General features: G+C 60.7%; 11 protein-coding genes. 4 read left to right on the plus strand and 7 right to left on the minus strand.

What is annotated here, in order from left to right; all coding sequences use genetic code 11:
- Positions 1–13: 13 nt before the first annotated feature.
- The 3 genes from JMY29_RS12770 (at position 14) to JMY29_RS12780 (ending at position 4,134) form a co-directional block, all read left to right on the plus strand.
- Positions 14–769, plus strand: a complete 756-nt coding sequence (locus JMY29_RS12770; RefSeq protein WP_200942028.1) for a glycosyltransferase — start codon at positions 14–16, stop codon at positions 767–769.
- Positions 766–1,791 (plus strand): lysylphosphatidylglycerol synthase domain-containing protein, encoded by a 1,026-nt coding sequence (locus JMY29_RS12775; RefSeq protein ID WP_018776418.1) that lies wholly within the window; start codon positions 766–768, stop codon positions 1,789–1,791. Before JMY29_RS12770 ends, JMY29_RS12775 begins: the two co-directional genes overlap by 4 nt.
- 99 nt (positions 1,792–1,890) lie before the next feature.
- Positions 1,891–4,134, plus strand: a complete 2,244-nt coding sequence (locus JMY29_RS12780; RefSeq protein WP_110503926.1) for a glycosyltransferase family protein — start codon at positions 1,891–1,893, stop codon at positions 4,132–4,134.
- A 264-nt stretch (positions 4,135–4,398) separates the two neighbouring features.
- Here the strand turns inward: JMY29_RS12780 and JMY29_RS12785 are convergent, their stop codons facing one another.
- The 7 genes from JMY29_RS12785 to JMY29_RS12815 all read right to left on the minus strand — a co-directional run bounded on the left by JMY29_RS12785 (position 4,399) and on the right by JMY29_RS12815 (position 12,053).
- Positions 4,399–5,127, minus strand: a complete 729-nt coding sequence (locus JMY29_RS12785; RefSeq protein WP_018776420.1) for an ABC transporter ATP-binding protein — start codon at positions 5,125–5,127, stop codon at positions 4,399–4,401.
- Positions 5,128–5,985 carry an ABC transporter permease gene (locus JMY29_RS12790; protein ID WP_018776421.1) on the minus strand — a complete coding sequence of 286 codons (858 nt, stop codon included), beginning with the start codon at positions 5,983–5,985 and terminating at the stop codon, positions 5,128–5,130. It abuts the gene before it with no gap.
- Between the two features lie 2 nt (positions 5,986–5,987).
- Complete coding sequence (locus JMY29_RS12795) at positions 5,988–7,997, minus strand: glycosyltransferase (RefSeq protein WP_018776422.1); 2,010 nt, start codon at positions 7,995–7,997, stop codon at positions 5,988–5,990.
- Positions 7,994–9,178, minus strand: a complete 1,185-nt coding sequence (gene glf, locus JMY29_RS12800) for a UDP-galactopyranose mutase (protein ID WP_018776423.1) — start codon at positions 9,176–9,178, stop codon at positions 7,994–7,996. The genes JMY29_RS12795 and glf overlap by 4 nt, the downstream gene beginning before the upstream one ends.
- A gap of 183 nt (positions 9,179–9,361) precedes the next feature.
- Entirely contained in the window at positions 9,362–10,348 is a 987-nt protein-coding gene (locus JMY29_RS12805; protein ID WP_018776424.1) for a Gfo/Idh/MocA family protein, read from the minus strand.
- Positions 10,348–11,439: a DegT/DnrJ/EryC1/StrS family aminotransferase gene (locus JMY29_RS12810; RefSeq protein ID WP_018776425.1), complete on the minus strand. Its 1,092-nt coding sequence runs from the start codon at positions 11,437–11,439 to the stop codon at positions 10,348–10,350. The genes JMY29_RS12805 and JMY29_RS12810 overlap by 1 nt, the downstream gene beginning before the upstream one ends.
- On the minus strand, positions 11,436–12,053 hold the full coding sequence (locus tag JMY29_RS12815; protein ID WP_018776426.1) for an acyltransferase: 618 nt from the start codon (positions 12,051–12,053) through the stop codon (positions 11,436–11,438). The genes JMY29_RS12810 and JMY29_RS12815 overlap by 4 nt, the downstream gene beginning before the upstream one ends.
- 203 nt (positions 12,054–12,256) lie before the next feature.
- Here JMY29_RS12815 and JMY29_RS12820 point away from each other — a divergent pair, with 203 nt between their 5' ends.
- Complete coding sequence (locus JMY29_RS12820; RefSeq protein WP_189075168.1) at positions 12,257–16,375, plus strand: FtsK/SpoIIIE domain-containing protein; 4,119 nt, start codon at positions 12,257–12,259, stop codon at positions 16,373–16,375.
- Positions 16,376–16,378 lie beyond the last annotated feature (3 nt).

The following is a 16,378-nucleotide window of genomic DNA, read 5'->3' on the forward strand; positions in this document are numbered from 1 at the left end:
ACCGAGGAGAGTCTTGACTTTCGACCAGGCAGGCCAACCGGATCTCTCCGTTGTGATCCCGGTCTATAACGGAGAACGGATATTGGCGGCAACAATGGCGCGCCTTTCCGGCTATCTAACCAGTGGCAACTCCGAGATCATCATCGTGGAGAACGGATCTTCCGACAACACACTCAAGGTTGCCCGCGAGCACGCGGTGGACACTCCACACGTGACATTCCACGTTCTCCAAAGCGAAAAAGGGATGGGAAACGCGTACCGGAGGGGCATCGAGGCCAGTTCCGGACGCCGTGTCCTCCTGACCGCCGATGATCTTCCCTTCGGGACCGATGATCTTGACGAGGACGCGAAGCTCGAACCAAAACCGCATGTGGTCATAGGTTCCAAAGCGCACAAAAATTCAAAAATCCAGCGCAGCCCCCTCCGCGGACTCACCACTTTCGGGTTCAAGACTCTCCGACAGGTGATTCTGGGGTCCAAGGTCGGTGACTCCCAGGGAACGCTCATCGTCGACGGCGGCTGGTTGCGGAACATGGTGGACCGTTTTGACGATCCTGGTTTCCTTTTCAGCACCCAGGTTGTCTACGCCGCCGAAAAGCAGGGCTTCGACATAGTGGAAGTGCCCGTTACTTTGGCGCCCGATGACGAACCCGGCGAAACCACCATCCGGACTGCCGACGTCGTAAAGATGTTCAAGGGTCTGGTTGCCATGCGCCGGCGCAAGAGCGAACTGGCAGCTGCTCCCAGCGCGGGGACACACGCCCCATGACGGGATCGATCGCAGAAACACCGTCGAACGACAACGACGTGAATTTGGAACAGCCTCCGGTCAAGACCACCAAAGCCAAACTGGTGGATTTTGCCCGTCGCGCCCTGGTGGTCATCGTCTTTGCCGCTGCGGTGTACTTCATCGCAGTCCAATGGCCACAGGTCCAAGCCACGGTCTTTGCCCTGCAATGGTGGCAGGTGCTGCTTTCGCTGCTTGCCCTCATCCCCGGGGTTCTTCTGGGCATGTACATGTGGCGGGTTGTCATGGCCAGCCTGTTGAGGTCTGTTGACATCGAGCCGCAGGGCCTGGTCCTGAACCAGATCTACCTCGTAGGCCAGATCGGTAAATATCTTCCCGGCTCCGTCTGGGCGTTCGTCCTCCAGATGGAGCTCGGCCGAAAAAACGGCATCGCGCGGGCCCAGGTCTTCGTAGCTTCCTTGGTCAGTACCGGCATCACCATCGGCGCAGCTTTGGTGGTTGGAGCTTCAGCCCTGCCAATCCTTGTCCAGCGGGAACCGAACCTGCAATGGTTGTACGTCATCCTCCCCGTCGTGATTCTGGCGATGAACCCAAACGTTGTGACCTTCCTGGTCAACTTCGTGCTCAAGGTATTCCGCCGGCCACCGCTGCCTGAGCGGATACAGGCCAACACCATGGTCAAAGCCTTCATCCTCGGCGTCCTCATGTACCTGTGCTTCGGCCTGCACCTGTGGATCCTGGTAGGTCACGAGGCAACCCTGGACCTGGCGACGTTCCTGGTCCTCACCGGTGCCCTCGCTCTCGGGATGACCCTCGGGGTGCTGGCCTTCCTGCTGCCCGCTGGAGTTGGCGCACGGGAAGCCATCCTGATCCTTGCCCTGGCGGGGATGATGAGCGCCGGTGCCGCAACCGCAATCGCCGCGCTTTCCCGGATCATGTTCACTGTTGCGGACCTGCTCTGCGTAGGAATCGCCTTTGTGCACTTCCGGTGGCGGCAGTCCGCTTCCAAGACCCCCGGAGATTCCACCTCAGAGCCCAGCTGATGCTGTGGGTCTTTTCCACGCCCGGGTGTCTACGATTCCCGGGCGTTCTTCGGGCCAATAATCAAACTTATGCCGCGCGCTAAGGAGCAAGGTACCACCATGACAGCAGTAACCTCCGAGGCCACTGCCCAGCGCCCGCCTGTCACCAAGCGGCGCTACTTCATGAAGCATGATTGGCATTGGGGCATTGTTACCGCCATCATCGCGGCCATCTCGTCCATCATCCCCAGGCTCTTCAATCCCACGTTCTACTACTGGGACGACATGATGCAGTCCTTCCTTCCCTTGTGGCGGCACATGGGTGAGGAGATTCGTTCGGGCAGATTCCCCTTGATGGAACCGGGGGGCTGGGTGGGCGGCAACATTGTGGCCGAGGTCGGTTACGGGATATTCAATCCCGTAAACATCGTCAACTCGGTCATTGTCTCCAACTTCGAGAACCTGTCGCTGGCGAGCTACTTCATCATCGTCCAGTTCATTGCCCTGTTGGCTTTTGGAACGTACATGCTCGCCCGGGACTACGGGTCAAACAGGCCACTGGCCCTGGCTGCCGGTGTAGCGATTCCGTTCAGCGGCTTCACTCTGTTCTACGAGGCGGCCCGCTGGCCCGGCGGTCTCATGGCCTTTGCCTGGATCACGGTTTTCTGGTGGTCAGTGCGCCGCTACGCCCGACGCAACACCTCGCCCTTCCTTCCGTTCCTGCTCGGCTTCCTCACCATGACAGCCGGCAATCCCTACGGAGCCATCGGCGTCATTCTCGTCCTGGCAGCAGTGGCCGTCGAACTGATGCTGATGCGGCACTGGCGACGCCTCATCCCGATCGTCATCGTGGGCGCTCTGGTGGGCCTGACTGCCGTCCTGGTGTACTTCCCCTTGCCCCTCAGCTCTGCCGTAACGGTCCGTCAGCAGAATGAGATCCTGAACGATCTCTTCCTCTCGCCGGACATGTCTTCCCTCCTGACGATGAGCACCTCGTCCATGAGGCCCCGGATCAACAACTTCTGGGCTCCCATCGACAACGTCCCCTCAAGCTACCTGGCATGGTTCGTTCTGCCCCTGCTTCCGTGGTTGGATTTCCGCAGCTTCAGGAACCGGTCCCGCCAGATCTTCAGCATCTATATCATTACGGGTATCTACTTCCTCCTGACGTTTGCCCCGTCACAGGTTCTGGTCTTCCGCTGGCCCATCCGTCTCATCGAGTACGTGTACTTGGGCGTGATCGTCCTTGTCGCCGTAGTGGCCTCAGCAGGCTTGAAAACCACCGCCTGGAAGAAACGGTTGTTCATCACCGTCGCGATCCTCGGCTTCGGAACCTACCGGGCCTGGTCCATGGTTCCGGAGGGCGGCAAGTGGCAGTTCTTCACGCTGGCCGTGACTTTGGTGCTGGTTGTGCTTGCGATCCTGGGATGGAAGCGCTTCGGTTACCGGGGCCTTGCCGCCGTCATGGTGGTCGGAACCATCGCCACCTTGGGCATGCAGTCCCGTCAGTTCGTCCCTAACAATGCAGTTGCAGGTATCGGCTCTCCCGTGGATGCCGATACCCTCCGGGATGCCACCAGCAACTACAAAGGAAACACCATCCAGGTCTTCAACACCATGAAGATCACGGGCGCGGAATTCACCGAGGGACGGCTCCTGTACGGCAACCAGATCCTCAACGCTGACGTCAACAACAGCATGGGCCGCTACAGCGGAATCAGCTTCACGACGTACGTCAATGCCTTGTGCATGAACTACCGCGGCGAAACGTGCCCGCTGGCCTACACCGAGCTGTTCAAACAGGCCTCGCCTGAAATCGACGCCACGTTGGCTGACGTCCTTCAGGTTGAAACCGTCGCCGTCCAGAAAACCCTGATCGCTCCGGACCAGCTGGACATCGCGCCGGGATGGTCGATTGTTGCATCAGACGAGACCCGGACCATCCTGCAGCGCCAGAACCCCTTGCCACACCCCGGCACTGTCTCATGGGTTTCTGACGGCATCACCGTCCAGGACTCAGTGCGAACAGGGAACGACGAACACGTCCAGCTCTCTGGCAACGGCAACGCTGGAAAACTGACCTTCGCGCGGCTCGCCTGGCCCGGTTACACCGTCAAGGTCGACGGCGAGACACAGAAGCTCACGCAGGGACCTGCTGGCGTCATCATGGTGGACATCCCCGCCGGCGCCAAGTCCGTTGACATTTCCTTCACGACGCCGGGACTCACCATGGGACTTGCCGCCCAGGCAGCTGCGTGGTTCGGGATTCTGCTGTTCACCGTATTCCACTATGTGCGGCGCTACCGCCGCGGAAAGTCCGCTGAGCAGGTAGTCGCAGAACCGGCCGAAAAGGTCACCGTGTAGCCAGGGCATCCCAGTCAGGGAAAAGAGCGTCCACGCCTTCGGGTTTGGGCGCTCTTTTCGTACACAGGAATCTCACTGTCCACCTGTTGGCAGTTGCCCTGGGAACGCCGGGTTGCAGGGTCACCTATCTTGCCGGCGCCCTATGGCCCCTTGCACGTGACCGTGGGGCGCAAAAAAGGCCACCGTGCCTCTGTGAAAAGAGGTACGGTGGCCTTTCTGTGTTGGCTGCGACTCCTAATGACAAGGAGTTTGCTGCCCTCGGAATCAGTGCTCGCGGAGCCAGGCTACTGCCTCCTCGGCAGGCCCTTCGAACTGCACGGTGCCGGATGAAAGCACCACTCCCCTGTCGCAAATCCTGGAGATCATGTCGAGGTCGTGGCTGACTACCACCAGTGTCCGGCCCTCATCTGAGAGCTGCTTGATCTTGGCGAGGCACTTTCTCTGGAAAGGCTCGTCACCTACGGCAAGAATTTCGTCCACAAGGAAAATGTCCGGCTGGGTGTGGACCGCGACCGCGAAAGCGAGGCGCAGGAACATACCGGAAGAATAGAATTTCACCTCGGTATCGATGAACTGCTCGATCTCGGAGAACGCGACTATGTCGTCAAACTTCTCGTTGATCTCCTGTTCTGTCATGCCCAGGATCGCGGCGTTCAGGAACACATTCTCACGTCCGGAAAGATCCGGGTGGAATCCTGCGCCCACCTCGATGAGGCCGGCGACGCGGCCTTTCGTGCGCACCGTCCCCTTGTCGGGAAGGATGACTCCGGAAATGAGCTTCAGAAGGGTGGACTTACCTGAACCGTTGAAGCCCAGGAGGGCGACAGTCTCCCCGGGCTGGATTTCAAAGCTGACGTCATGGAGCGCATCAAACCTTCGGGTCAGATCGCCCTTGCGTCCCTTCACCAGCCAAACAAGCGTTTCCTTCAGGGAGTGCGAGTGGCGAAGATTGAACGTTTTCTTGAGGTCCTTGACGATTACGGCAGCACCCATTTAGACCTCCTGCGCAAAGTGGCCCTCGAGCCGTCGGAACACGAGCTGGCCGATAATAAGGAACAAAGCAGCCATACCGAGTCCGAGCAGACCGGTCCACATCAAATGGGGAGGCAACTCAACGGGCCGGTTGACTGTTGGGTACCAGAACGCCCAGTGGAACAGTTCGACGGCTACCGTGATCGGATTCAGCTGGTAAATCACCAGCACCCATTCCGGGGCCAGGCGTCTGATCATGGTCCAGTCGTAAAGAACCGGGGAGGTCCAGGTAACGATCATCATCAGCATGTCGACGATGTTCTCTGCGTCCCTGAAGAAGACGTTGATGGCACCAGCCAGCAACCCCAGACCAGTCGCTGTGACAGCCACAATGACGAAGCCCAATGCAGCCCCGATGAGTTGCAGGATGTCCGGATGCCAGCCTGTGAGCAAGGCGGCTGCAAGCAGGACCACCAGCTGAGGCAGGAAATGGACCGCAGCGACCCACACTGAGGCAACCGGGAACAATTCACGCGGCAGATAGATCTTCTTCACCAACGCAGCGTTGGAGACAATGGACCGCGTGGCATTCGAGAAAGCTTCTGAGAAGAAGTTGATAACGATGACGCCGGAGAACATGTACAGCGCGTAGTTGGGGATCTGATCCCCAACCCGCAGCACAATGCCCAACGCAAAGAACAGCACCACGTACTGGACCAGGGGCTTGACGTAGGACCATGCCAGCCCCAGAACCGAACCCCGGTAACGGACACGGAGTTCCTTGCGGACGATCAACTTGAGGAGGTACCGGCGTCGATAGACGTCGAGCAGACCGGCACCTACCCCTGGAACAGCATACGTATCAGTGGAAGTGGCCATTGCTACTTGTTAGGCTCCGATGCTTCGAACGTTTCCCGCCAGGATTCCATGGAGGTGATCTCCGGGAGGGCATCGCGGTATTGCGCGCGAAGGGTCTCCCAGTTGGAGAAGAGCTGTGCGTGCAGCTTGGCAGACTCAACCACCAACTGGCGGGCCATCCTGGGGTCCCTCAGGTGCCAGGAAGCTCCGGTGCCGTCAGCGTTCGAGACCACAGCGCTGTCGAGGTGGGCCAGGCTCCACCACTTTCCGTCCTGGTGGGCCACTTGGGCCTCCGGGTTGGCCTTGGCCGTGTCGCGGACGGGAGCCAGCGTCTGCTTCAAGACGGTTTTCACTGCCCATGGCAACAGACCGAGCGCACCCGGCTGCTTGTAGGACTGGGGCTTCTTCGGCGGGCGCTTCCGGAAAACTTCCGGGAACGCCGCGGGGTCCGTCTTGACCTGGGAGTCGGGGAACTCTTCACGCATGGCGCGAAGCTTCGGCATCGTGGTCGGCAGCTGTTTGTGCAGGTCGCCGGGACCGGCGAGGACGTCCCGCAGGGCCATGACGCGGGCCTGCTCGGGGTAGTACTGCATCGACACCAAGTGCTTGATGTCCGTGTTCAGGCTCTCGCGGAGGATTCGTCCGCCCTTGGGGAACGGGGAGTGCAGGAGGGTGGCGATGAGCCGGTTGCGCTCATGGTAGTACGCCTGCCAGTCGACGGAATCGTCCTTATCTGCCCATGAGACGTGCCATACAGCTGCACCCGGAAGCGTCACTGTCGGGAAGCCGGCTGCCCGGGCCCGGAGCGAGTATTCAGCGTCGTCCCACTTGATGAACACCGGCAGGGAGAGCCCGATGGTCTCCACCACGGCCTTGGGGATGAGGCACATCCACCAGCCGTTGTAGTCGGCATCCCAGCGGCGGTGCAACTGAGGCGTGGACCGCAGGCCGGCCTGGGAGAAGTCATGATTGCCAAGGCCCTCCACCGGTCCCCACAGGAACCTGTAGAAGTTGACCACCTCTGAGTAGGCATGCAGGACAGACTTGTTGTACATGTCAAACATGTGTCCGCCGACGATGGTCGGTTTGCGGCAGAGATCGGCGAACGCCACTGCGCGCATAACGCCCTCTGTCTCAAGTTCAATGTCGTCATCGAGCAGCATGACGTAGTCGCTCTTGTCTGAAACGAGCATCTCGTACATGTTGCGTGCGAAACCACCCGAACCGCCGAGGTTGCCCTGGTTGATGATCCGGAGCTGGTCTCCCATGGATTCAGCGACAGCGTCGAAACCGGCTTCGTCGGCGACCTTTTTGTTTCCTTGGTCGACGATGATCAGTTCGGCAAGAATTTCCCGAAGACCGGGGTCTCCGTCAATAGCCTTGATGGTTTCCAGGCAGTAGTCTGCGCGGTTGAAGGTGGTGACACCCAACGTCACGCGCCCCTGGGTGCGGCCCTCGTCCGGAACGGCCCAGTGAGCGCTCTTCAGGGTCATGCCGTCACCGCCGGCGATCAGGTCAAACCAGTACCACCCGCCGTCGCCGAACGGGGCAAGAGTCAGCTCGAAATCGTTCGAGGCGGAACCCTCGACCAACACGGAATCGACACGCTGGGATGCACCGCGTGCGTTGGAGCGGTAGACAATGATCGTACCTTCGCCCTCGGTTTCGAGGTGAAGGACCGTCTTTGTGGCAATCGTCCATTTGCGCCAGTAGCTCGCCGGGAAAGCGTTGAAGTAGGAGCCGAAGGAAAGACGTTCGCCACGGCGGACCTGGACGGAACCGCGGTCGAGGATGTCCTCCGGGTGGAGCTGCCGGGTCATGCCGACGGCCTGCACATCCGAGCTTCCCCGGCCTGATCTTTGAACTGTGCTCGTGTCCGGGTCTACGTACAGGGGGAGGGTGTCGAGGTCACGGTTCGCCGGGAAAATGACACGCTGGACAATCCGCAGGTTCTGTTCAGTTGAACCGGGGGCATTCACGTCGGTGGAAGCCGTCATGGCAGTCTCCTGGCTTTCGTTTGTTGTGGTGGTCATGCGTCCACTCCCCCACTTTCAAGCTTGGCGCCGCCTGTGAAGTGCGGCTTGATCTTGTTGTCGTACATGGACAAAGCTGAACCGATCGCCATGTGCATATCGAGGTACTTGTAAGTTCCAAGGCGGCCACCGAACAAAACGGACTTCTCACCCTTGGCCAGATCGCGGTAAGCAAGCAGCTTTTGACGATCGTCGGAAGTGTTGACGGGGTAGTACGGCTCGTCGCCCTTCTCCGCAAAGCGCGAGAACTCCCGCATGATGACCGTCGCGTCCTTGGTGTAATCCCGCTCCGGGTGGAAGTGGCGGAATTCGTGGATGCGCGTGTACTTTTCCTCGGCGTCGGGATAGTTCATCACTGCGCAACCCTGGAAGTCCTCAATGGGCAGGACCTCTTCTTCAAGGTCGATGGTGCGCCAGGAGAGGTCACCTTCTGCGTAGTCAAAGTAGCGGTCCACGGGACCCGTGTAGATGACAGGCACCTGTCCCAGCACGGAAGACCGGCCGAACTCGCCGTCGTCGAAGAAGTCCGTGTTGAGGACAACTTCGATGTTGGGGTGGTCCGCCATACGCTCGATCCAGGCCGTGTATCCGTCGACCGGCAGTCCTTCGTACGTGTCATTGAAGTAGCGGTTGTCGTAGTTGTAGCGAACCGGGAGCCGGGAAATGATCTCCGCGGGCAGGTCCTTGGGGTCCGTCTGCCACTGCTTGCCCGTGTAGTGCTTGATGAACGCTTCGTAGAGCGGGCGTCCGATCAGCTGGATACCCTTGTCGTTCAGGTTCTGCGGATCAGTACCGGCGAGTTCACCGGCCTGCTCGGCGATGAGTGCCTTCGCTTCGGTCGGGCTCATGGCCGAGCGGAAGAACTGGTTGATGGTGCCCAGGTTGATGGGCATCGGGTACACCTCGCCCTTGTGGCTGGTGTAAACCTTGTGCTGGTACTTCGTGAAGGTCGTGAAACGGTTCACGTACTCCCAAACGCGTTCGTTGGACGTGTGGAAGAGGTGCGCTCCGTAGCGGTGCACCTCAATTCCAGTCTGCGCTTCGTTCTCGCTGTAGGCGTTTCCACCAATGTGGTGGCGGCGATCAAGCACCGCAACCTTCAGCCCCAACTCGGTAGCGGCGCGTTCTGCAATGGTCAGGCCAAAGAAACCCGAGCCGACGACGACGAGATCAGCGTTCACAAACTCTCCTGTGTATTGGCGTGCGGGCACAAAATGCCCACGTCTACTGGTCAAGGCTACCCGACGTTACGATCGAATCCCGATTCGGGAACGCGCGTAAGGGGGCAGCGATTGACCGGAAAAACGAACGGGAGGCGTGGCCTGCGCCAGCCTCCCGTTCAAATGTGCAAAAATCCAGCCGCGCTACAGCGCGACGACAGCGCCCGTTTCGGCTGATTTGAGTACAGCCTCAGCAACGCGCAGGGTCTCAAGGCCTTCGGCCATTGTGACAATGTTCATGGACTTGCCCAGAACGGCGTCGCGGAAAGCCTCATGTTCCATCTTCAGTGGTTCACGCTTGGCCAAGGCAAAACGGGTCGACGATCCCTCGGACACACCACGGAATGCCGCGATGGAATCCCAGTCCGTCTGGAAGGTGCCATTCTCGACAAACGTCAAGTCAGCGGAAATCGTGTCGGCAATGTATGCGCCACGCTCGCCCAGGACAACCGTCGTGCGTTCCTTCATGGGTGAGAGCCAGTTGACGATGTGGTTGGTTACTACGCCGTCCTTGAGGTGCCCGATCGCAGTGACCATGTCCTCGTGCTGACGACCACTCCGTGATGTAGTGTGCGCAACGACGTTGACAAAGTTACTCTGGGCCAGCCACGCGGTGAGGTCGATGTCGTGGGTAGCAAGATCCTTGACCACTCCAACATCGGCAATCCGGGACGGGAACGGGCCCTGGCGCCGGGTGGAGATCTGGTAGACCTCGCCGAGATCGCCATTTTCAAGCCGCTCACGGAGGCTCTGCAGGGAGGGGTTGAAGCGCTCGATGTGCCCAACGGCGCCGATCAAGCCTTTGGAATCAAAGGCCTCCGCAATCCGGCGGCCGGAGACAGAATCGTTGGCAATCGGCTTTTCCACCAAGCAGTGCACGCCGGCCTCGGCCAGCTGCAGGGCAACTTCCTCGTGGAGGATTGTCGGCACGGCGGCGACAGCCATGTCGATGCCCTGCTCAATGAGTTGCTCGACGGAATTGCAAACCTCCAGCCCACTGGCAACGTTGTGGGGGTCTCCAAAGGAGTCAGCGACGGCGACGAGGTCAACACCCTCAAGCTCGCGGATAACGCGTGCGTGGTGACGGCCCATCATGCCCAGCCCAATGAGGCCAGCGCGCAGATTTGCCACTAGCTACCTGCCTTTGCAACGGCGTTGACAGCAGCGACGATCCGGTCAAGGTCATCCTGGCTAAGTGACGGGTGCACGGGAAGGGACAGCACAGTGGAGGCCGCTTCTTCAGTGACCGGCAGGTCATCGGAGGTCTGGAACGGCGCAAGGCGGTGGTTGGGAATCGGGTAGTAGACGCCGCAGCCCACGTTGTACTCTTCGCGCAAGGCCTTCGCGAAGCCATCACGGTCCTCGGCAATCCGGATGGTGTACTGGTGATAAACGTGCTCGTAGCCTTCAACGACCTTCGGGGTAACGACACCTTCGATGTTTGCATCGAAGAATGCTGCGTTCTCCTGCCGGGTCTTCGTCCAGCCTTCGACCTTGGTCAGCTGCACACGACCGATTGCTGCGTGAATGTTGGTCATGCGCGCGTTGAAGCCAACCAGTTCGTTTTCGTACTGGCGCTCCATGCCCTGGTTGCGAAGCAACCGAAGCCGCCGTTCGACGTCGGCCAGGCCGGTGCTGACCATGCCGCCCTCACCGGAGGTCATGTTCTTCGTCGGGTACAAGCTGAACATGGCGAAATCGCCGAATGTACCGACCTTGCGGCCGTTGACTGCCGCGCCGTGTGCCTGGGCAGCGTCTTCAAAGACCTTCACGCCGTGCTTGGCGGCGACTGCACCGATTCCGTCCACGTCAAACGGGTGACCGTAGAGGTGCACCGGCATGATGGCTGCGGTGCGGTCCGTGATCTTCGACTCGACGGAAGCAGGATCCAGCGTGTAGTGGTCGATGTCCACATCGGCGAAGACAGGGGTAGCACCCGTCAAGGCCACGGAGTTGGCCGTTGCCGCGAAGGTAAACGACGGCACGATGACTTCATCGCCAGGGCCAATGCCCGCAGCCAAAAGGCCGAGGTGCAAACCGGATGTTCCGGAGTTGACGGCCACGGCTGCCCTGCCGTCCAGGAGGACCTGCGAGAATTCCTGTTCAAAGGACGCAACCTCCGAACCCTGTGCGAGTTGGCCGGAGGCCAGAACAGCCTCTACTGCCTTGCGCTCATCATCACCGATGATGGGCTTGGCGGGGGGAATGAATTCGGGGCTCATGCCTCTACCTCTCGAAGGGTCTCGTTCTGTTCAACATATGTGGCGCCGGTTTCCGGGCATACCCAGTTGTCACCGCTGCGTTGCAGCGGGAAACCGGCCTTGCCGACCCAACCATGGCGCTTGGCCGGAACTCCGACCATCAAAGCAAAATCAGGAACATCTTTGGCCACGACAGCACCCGCGGCCACAGTAGCCCAGCGTCCGATCGTGACCGGAGCAACACATACAGCGCGGGCGCCGATGGACGCGCCTTCACGAATAGTGACGCCCACGGGCTCCCAATCATGGGCGCTCTTCAAAGTTCCATCGGGTGCAACTGCCCGGGGGTATGTGTCATTCGTCAGCACTACGGCGGGTCCGATAAAGACCCCTGCCTCCAGTTCCGCGGGCTCGTAGACAAGCGCATAGTTCTGAACTTTGCAGTTGTCCCCCATCTTGACTCCGGAGCCGATGTAGGCCCCGCGTCCGACGATGCAATTGACCCCTAGTTCGGCCTGCTCGCGGACTTGGGCAAGATGCCAAATCTTTGATCCATCACCAATTACCGCCTTGTCTGAAACATCGGCGCTCTCCGCAACCACTATCACCGGTGAAGGTCCTTCCTCATTGAGCACACGCGACAACGAGTTTCATCTTAGCTGAGACACAAAGCCACAGCGTCAAGGCGCCGTTTACCCTTCCCTGGCAAAAGTTGTCCACATACACCTCATGGGGTGCTGCGGTTTCGTCCTGAGCTCCATAACGATGGTGGTGCATGCAAAGGGAGGACAAGGCAATGACGTTGGAGTGCACACTCGTTCGGAGCCCCACTGCGCCCATGCCAGCGGATCCGGAGGAATTGACCATCGAAGTACCGCCGGGCGCGTCCGGTGCCCAGCTGGAAGCCCTGATCAAGGCCGTCCGGAACACCGGGCAGCTTTCTGTTGCAGGGCGGCATCTCGCCGACCTGACCGTCGGGGTGCCACCTCTTGTGTCCGGTGCAGTGATCGTGGACGGATTCGTGCCGCCGGCGGAAACATCAACCATGCTTCCTCTGATGTTGCTCACCCATACCGGCCCTGCCGCAGGGTCTGTCTTCCGGATTCCGCGTGGGCAACACCACATTGGCCGTGGAACTGCAGGGATTTCGCTACCCGATCCTGGAATGTCCAGGGAACACGCATTACTGGATGTCTCGGGTGAACGCTTGGAAGTAACCAGCGTTGCTGCAGCGAACCCCATAGATGTGGACGGTCGGCCCGTCCGCCGCGCTTTGGTCACATCCCGCTCCAGCCTCCGTTGCGGGCATACAACTTTCAGCCTCGCGCCGGACAACGAGTGCTTTCCTGCGGTCGCAGCGGATGCGGGTCGTTCGGTGCAGGAACCAATCGAGGTGCCCTGCGCAAAGAACCACGGGAGCCGGGCCACCATCGCGTTTGCCGCAGGGTTGCCCATGATTGCCGGAATCGGTCTCGCGGCGGCCACCGGGATGTGGATGTACTTGGGGTTCTCTGCGATATCCGCGCTTGGCTTGGTTTTCCCCTTGTTGCTTGGGGGAAAGGGACGGCAGGAATACCGCCGAGCGCTTGATCATGCGGTTCGCGAAGACATCGCCAGACGACACCGTTGCTCGCCTTCTGCCGCCGAGCTACTGGTAGCCGGCCAAAGCCGTCCGGCGGCCGCGGGACCTGGCGCAAGGGGTTTGGCCTCAGGCGGAAACCCCGGGACGCCGTCGCCGGATACCAATGCAGGAGGTGTCCAGGCTGAGCCCCGGGTTTGGTTGCGACTGGGCACCGCCCAGTCCTCGGCCAATATCCGCCTCGTCCCTGGCGACCGACATTTCTCACCGCCACCCGTCGGCTCGTGCCCTGTCTCGTTAGATCCTGGCCATCGGCGCGTGGCTATACAAGGCCACGGCAAACACGTGGCAGCCTTGCTTCGATTCATCGTCATGCAGCTGGCAAGTTTCCCAAACTCGGCCTCTGCTCCCATCGTGTTGCTGGGGGCAGTCGAAGACCTGCCCCTGAGTGCCCGGTTTCTCCCTCAGGTGACCCTCGCTGCGGACGCTGACGCGGCCGTGGCTGCCTTGAACACGCTCCGGCACGGCCGGCAGGGCACTCTTATTGTGATGGAGAGCCCAACAGGGCAGGAGAACGAGGCCCTTTCCCGAGCCATCCAGGCTTCGCATCAGGCCCAGTGGCAGGTACTGCACTGTCACTCCGGGGCTTCAGTCCCCCTGGACGCCATCACCATCGAACCGTCGGGCGTGGCTGCATCTTTTGAGTCGGCAGGTGAGCGCTTCGATTTTGTGCCCGACCTCGTTCCCGCCGAGGTATTCGATCGCTTCTGCCGGACAGTTGCCGCAAGGTTGAGCGAGCAAGCGCCGCGTACTCACGGCGTTCTTCCAGACCGGTCTTCACTGGCGGCCCTTCTTCCCTGCGGCCAACGCCGGATCCTTAGCAGGTGGCGCACTGCCTCCGGACTGGAAAGCCTGACAGCTGTGCTGGGAGAAGGCCGGGCCGGCCCGGTCACATTCGACCTCAAGATGGACGGTCCCCACCTTCTGATTGCGGGTACTACCGGCTCTGGAAAGTCCGAACTGCTGAAGACTTTCGTTGCTTCCATCGCGCTGAGCGTCCCGCCGGAGCACGCAGCTTTTCTGTTTTTCGATTTCAAGGGCGGTTCAGGGCTGGGTCCGTTAACAGCCCTCCCGCACTGCGTGGGCATCCTGACGGATCTGAGCCGGCAGCATCTTGATCGGGCATTGGAGTCGCTGCGTGGAGAAATACGGCACCGCGAGAAGCTTTTCGCCGACTGGGGGGCAACGGACCTCGCAGAATACCAACGAACGAAAGGCGCCAAGGACTGCAGGCTCCCGCACCTGATCCTGGTCATAGATGAGTTCCGGATCCTTGTCGACGAGGCTCCGGCTGCGCTCCACGAACTCATGCGGGTGGCGACGATCGGACGTTCCCTGGGTATCCATCTGGTCATGGCCACACAGCGACCACAAGGAGCCTTGACCGCTGATATAAGGGCAAACGTGACCTCCAGCATCGCACTTCGAGTCCAGTCGGAGATGGAGTCGGTCGACATCATCAATTCGAAGGCTGCTGCGTCAATTGGCGTTGATGTTCCCGGGCGGGCGTTCCTGGCAACGGCAGCGAAGGAACCCGAAGAGTTCCAAGCAGCCTCTCTGGACGCTCCGCAATCCGGCGGTGTGTCGTCCATGACCGACCATTTGTCGCCAGGAAGCGGCGCCGCGCCTGACCGGGTTGTTCGGTCTGCTGCCCAGGCGCTCGGCGAACCCTTCGACAGCCGGGATCTCGTCGGCAAGGACGTCGACGGTTCCGGCCGCAGCACGTCGTCCCAGGCACTTACAGGCGCCGGGAGTTTGGTATCCAATATTAACGCCGCTTGGCGCCACTTGGGCACTCCCTCTCCCCGAAGCCCCATCGCAGCACCCCTGCCGCACTCGATTCCCTGGACGGCCGAACTCTCAACTGAGGGTGGGCCTGAGGTGATGCATGAAAGCGATAGGGCATCCTGGCGGGTGGGACCGGTGGCACTGGTGGACAAGCCTGCCCAGCAACGGGTTGAGTGCCTCACTTGGATGCCCGCCGACCATGGACACCTGGCATTGATTGGCAACGCATCAAGTGGCATGCAGGACAGCTTCCGCGCGATCACCGCCCTGGTGGCCACCCGGGCGCCCCAGCCCCATCTCTACATTCTGGACGCGAGCCGATTACTGGGTCAGCTGGAGTCGCAACAAGGAATCGCGGCTTTCGCGGGTGTCGATCAAGTTGGCTTCGCGGCCCGGATCCTGTCGCGGTTGGCAGCCGAAATGGAGCGACGGCGCGCCTTGGGTGGCCTCGAGGGGCGTTGCCGGCCACTGGTGCTGATCGTGGCCGGCTGGTGCTCGTGGTCAACGGCCTTCCGAGGAGGCCCTCACGAATGGGCTGAGGGCATTCTGCACGACATCGCCAGGGACGGAAGCCCCGTGGGCATCACTCTTCTGATTTCCGGGGAGCGGGAACTGGTCAGCTCCCGCCTGTTTGCCGCAATCCCAAATCGTGCCTATTTTCCTTTGGGGACAACTGATGAATCCAGGTTCCACTGGCCTCGTCTTCCCGAAGTGGAACCCGTTCGGGGGCGGGCCGCAGTGATGGGAAACGTCGTCGAGGGTCAAACGGCCTCAGCGCAGTTCAGGGAGGCGCCAACAGCTGGGCTCTGGCCTTTTGGGGACCTGGCTCCGGCCGAACCGCCTTTTCGCTTGCGACCCCTCCCCCACCTGCTGACACGCGAGGACTTCCTCAACCGCAAGGCAGCGCTGGGCAGCTCGAAGAAAGAGCCGCGTACGGCAATCCGGTCGGTGGGGGCGGATGAAAAGGTGCCGGAGCCTCTCTGGATCGGTGTCGCCGGTGACGAAGCACAACCCGCAGCGCTACCCCTCAGGGACATGGGAGTCAGCCTTGTCCTGGGGGGTCCAAGTTCCGGCAAGAGCACCATTCTTGGATCGTTGGTCCGCTTGAACCCGGGGACCTTGTGGCTCTTTCCACCGGACGCAGCCTCTGCGGGAACGTTCTGGGCTTCAACTGCGTCGGAGGCCACTGCGGGAAATCTGGATCCTGGAAGTGTGCTGCTGGTGGATGACGCAGACTCCCTGGATGCCCAGGGCCGCCAGGCTCTCAATGCCCTGGACGGGCAAGTCGCAGGCATCATCCTGACAGCTACGTTCGGCCCGGCCCTACACCAACTTCCTCTGGCCAGGCAGGTGCAAGCAGCCGGCATGGGGTTGGTCTTGTCGCCCTCAAAACCGCACGACGGCGAGCTCCTGGGTGTCCGGCTTCAACCCGACACCGCGCGGCGCCCTGGCCGCGGCTTCATTGTCGACCGCGGTGTAATTACTCCCTGCCAGGCAGTACTCTCCTCCGGCCTTCCAGCACGCGGGTGACCG

Source organism: Paenarthrobacter nicotinovorans, assembly GCF_021919345.1.
Classification (GTDB): domain Bacteria; phylum Actinomycetota; class Actinomycetes; order Actinomycetales; family Micrococcaceae; genus Arthrobacter; species Arthrobacter nicotinovorans.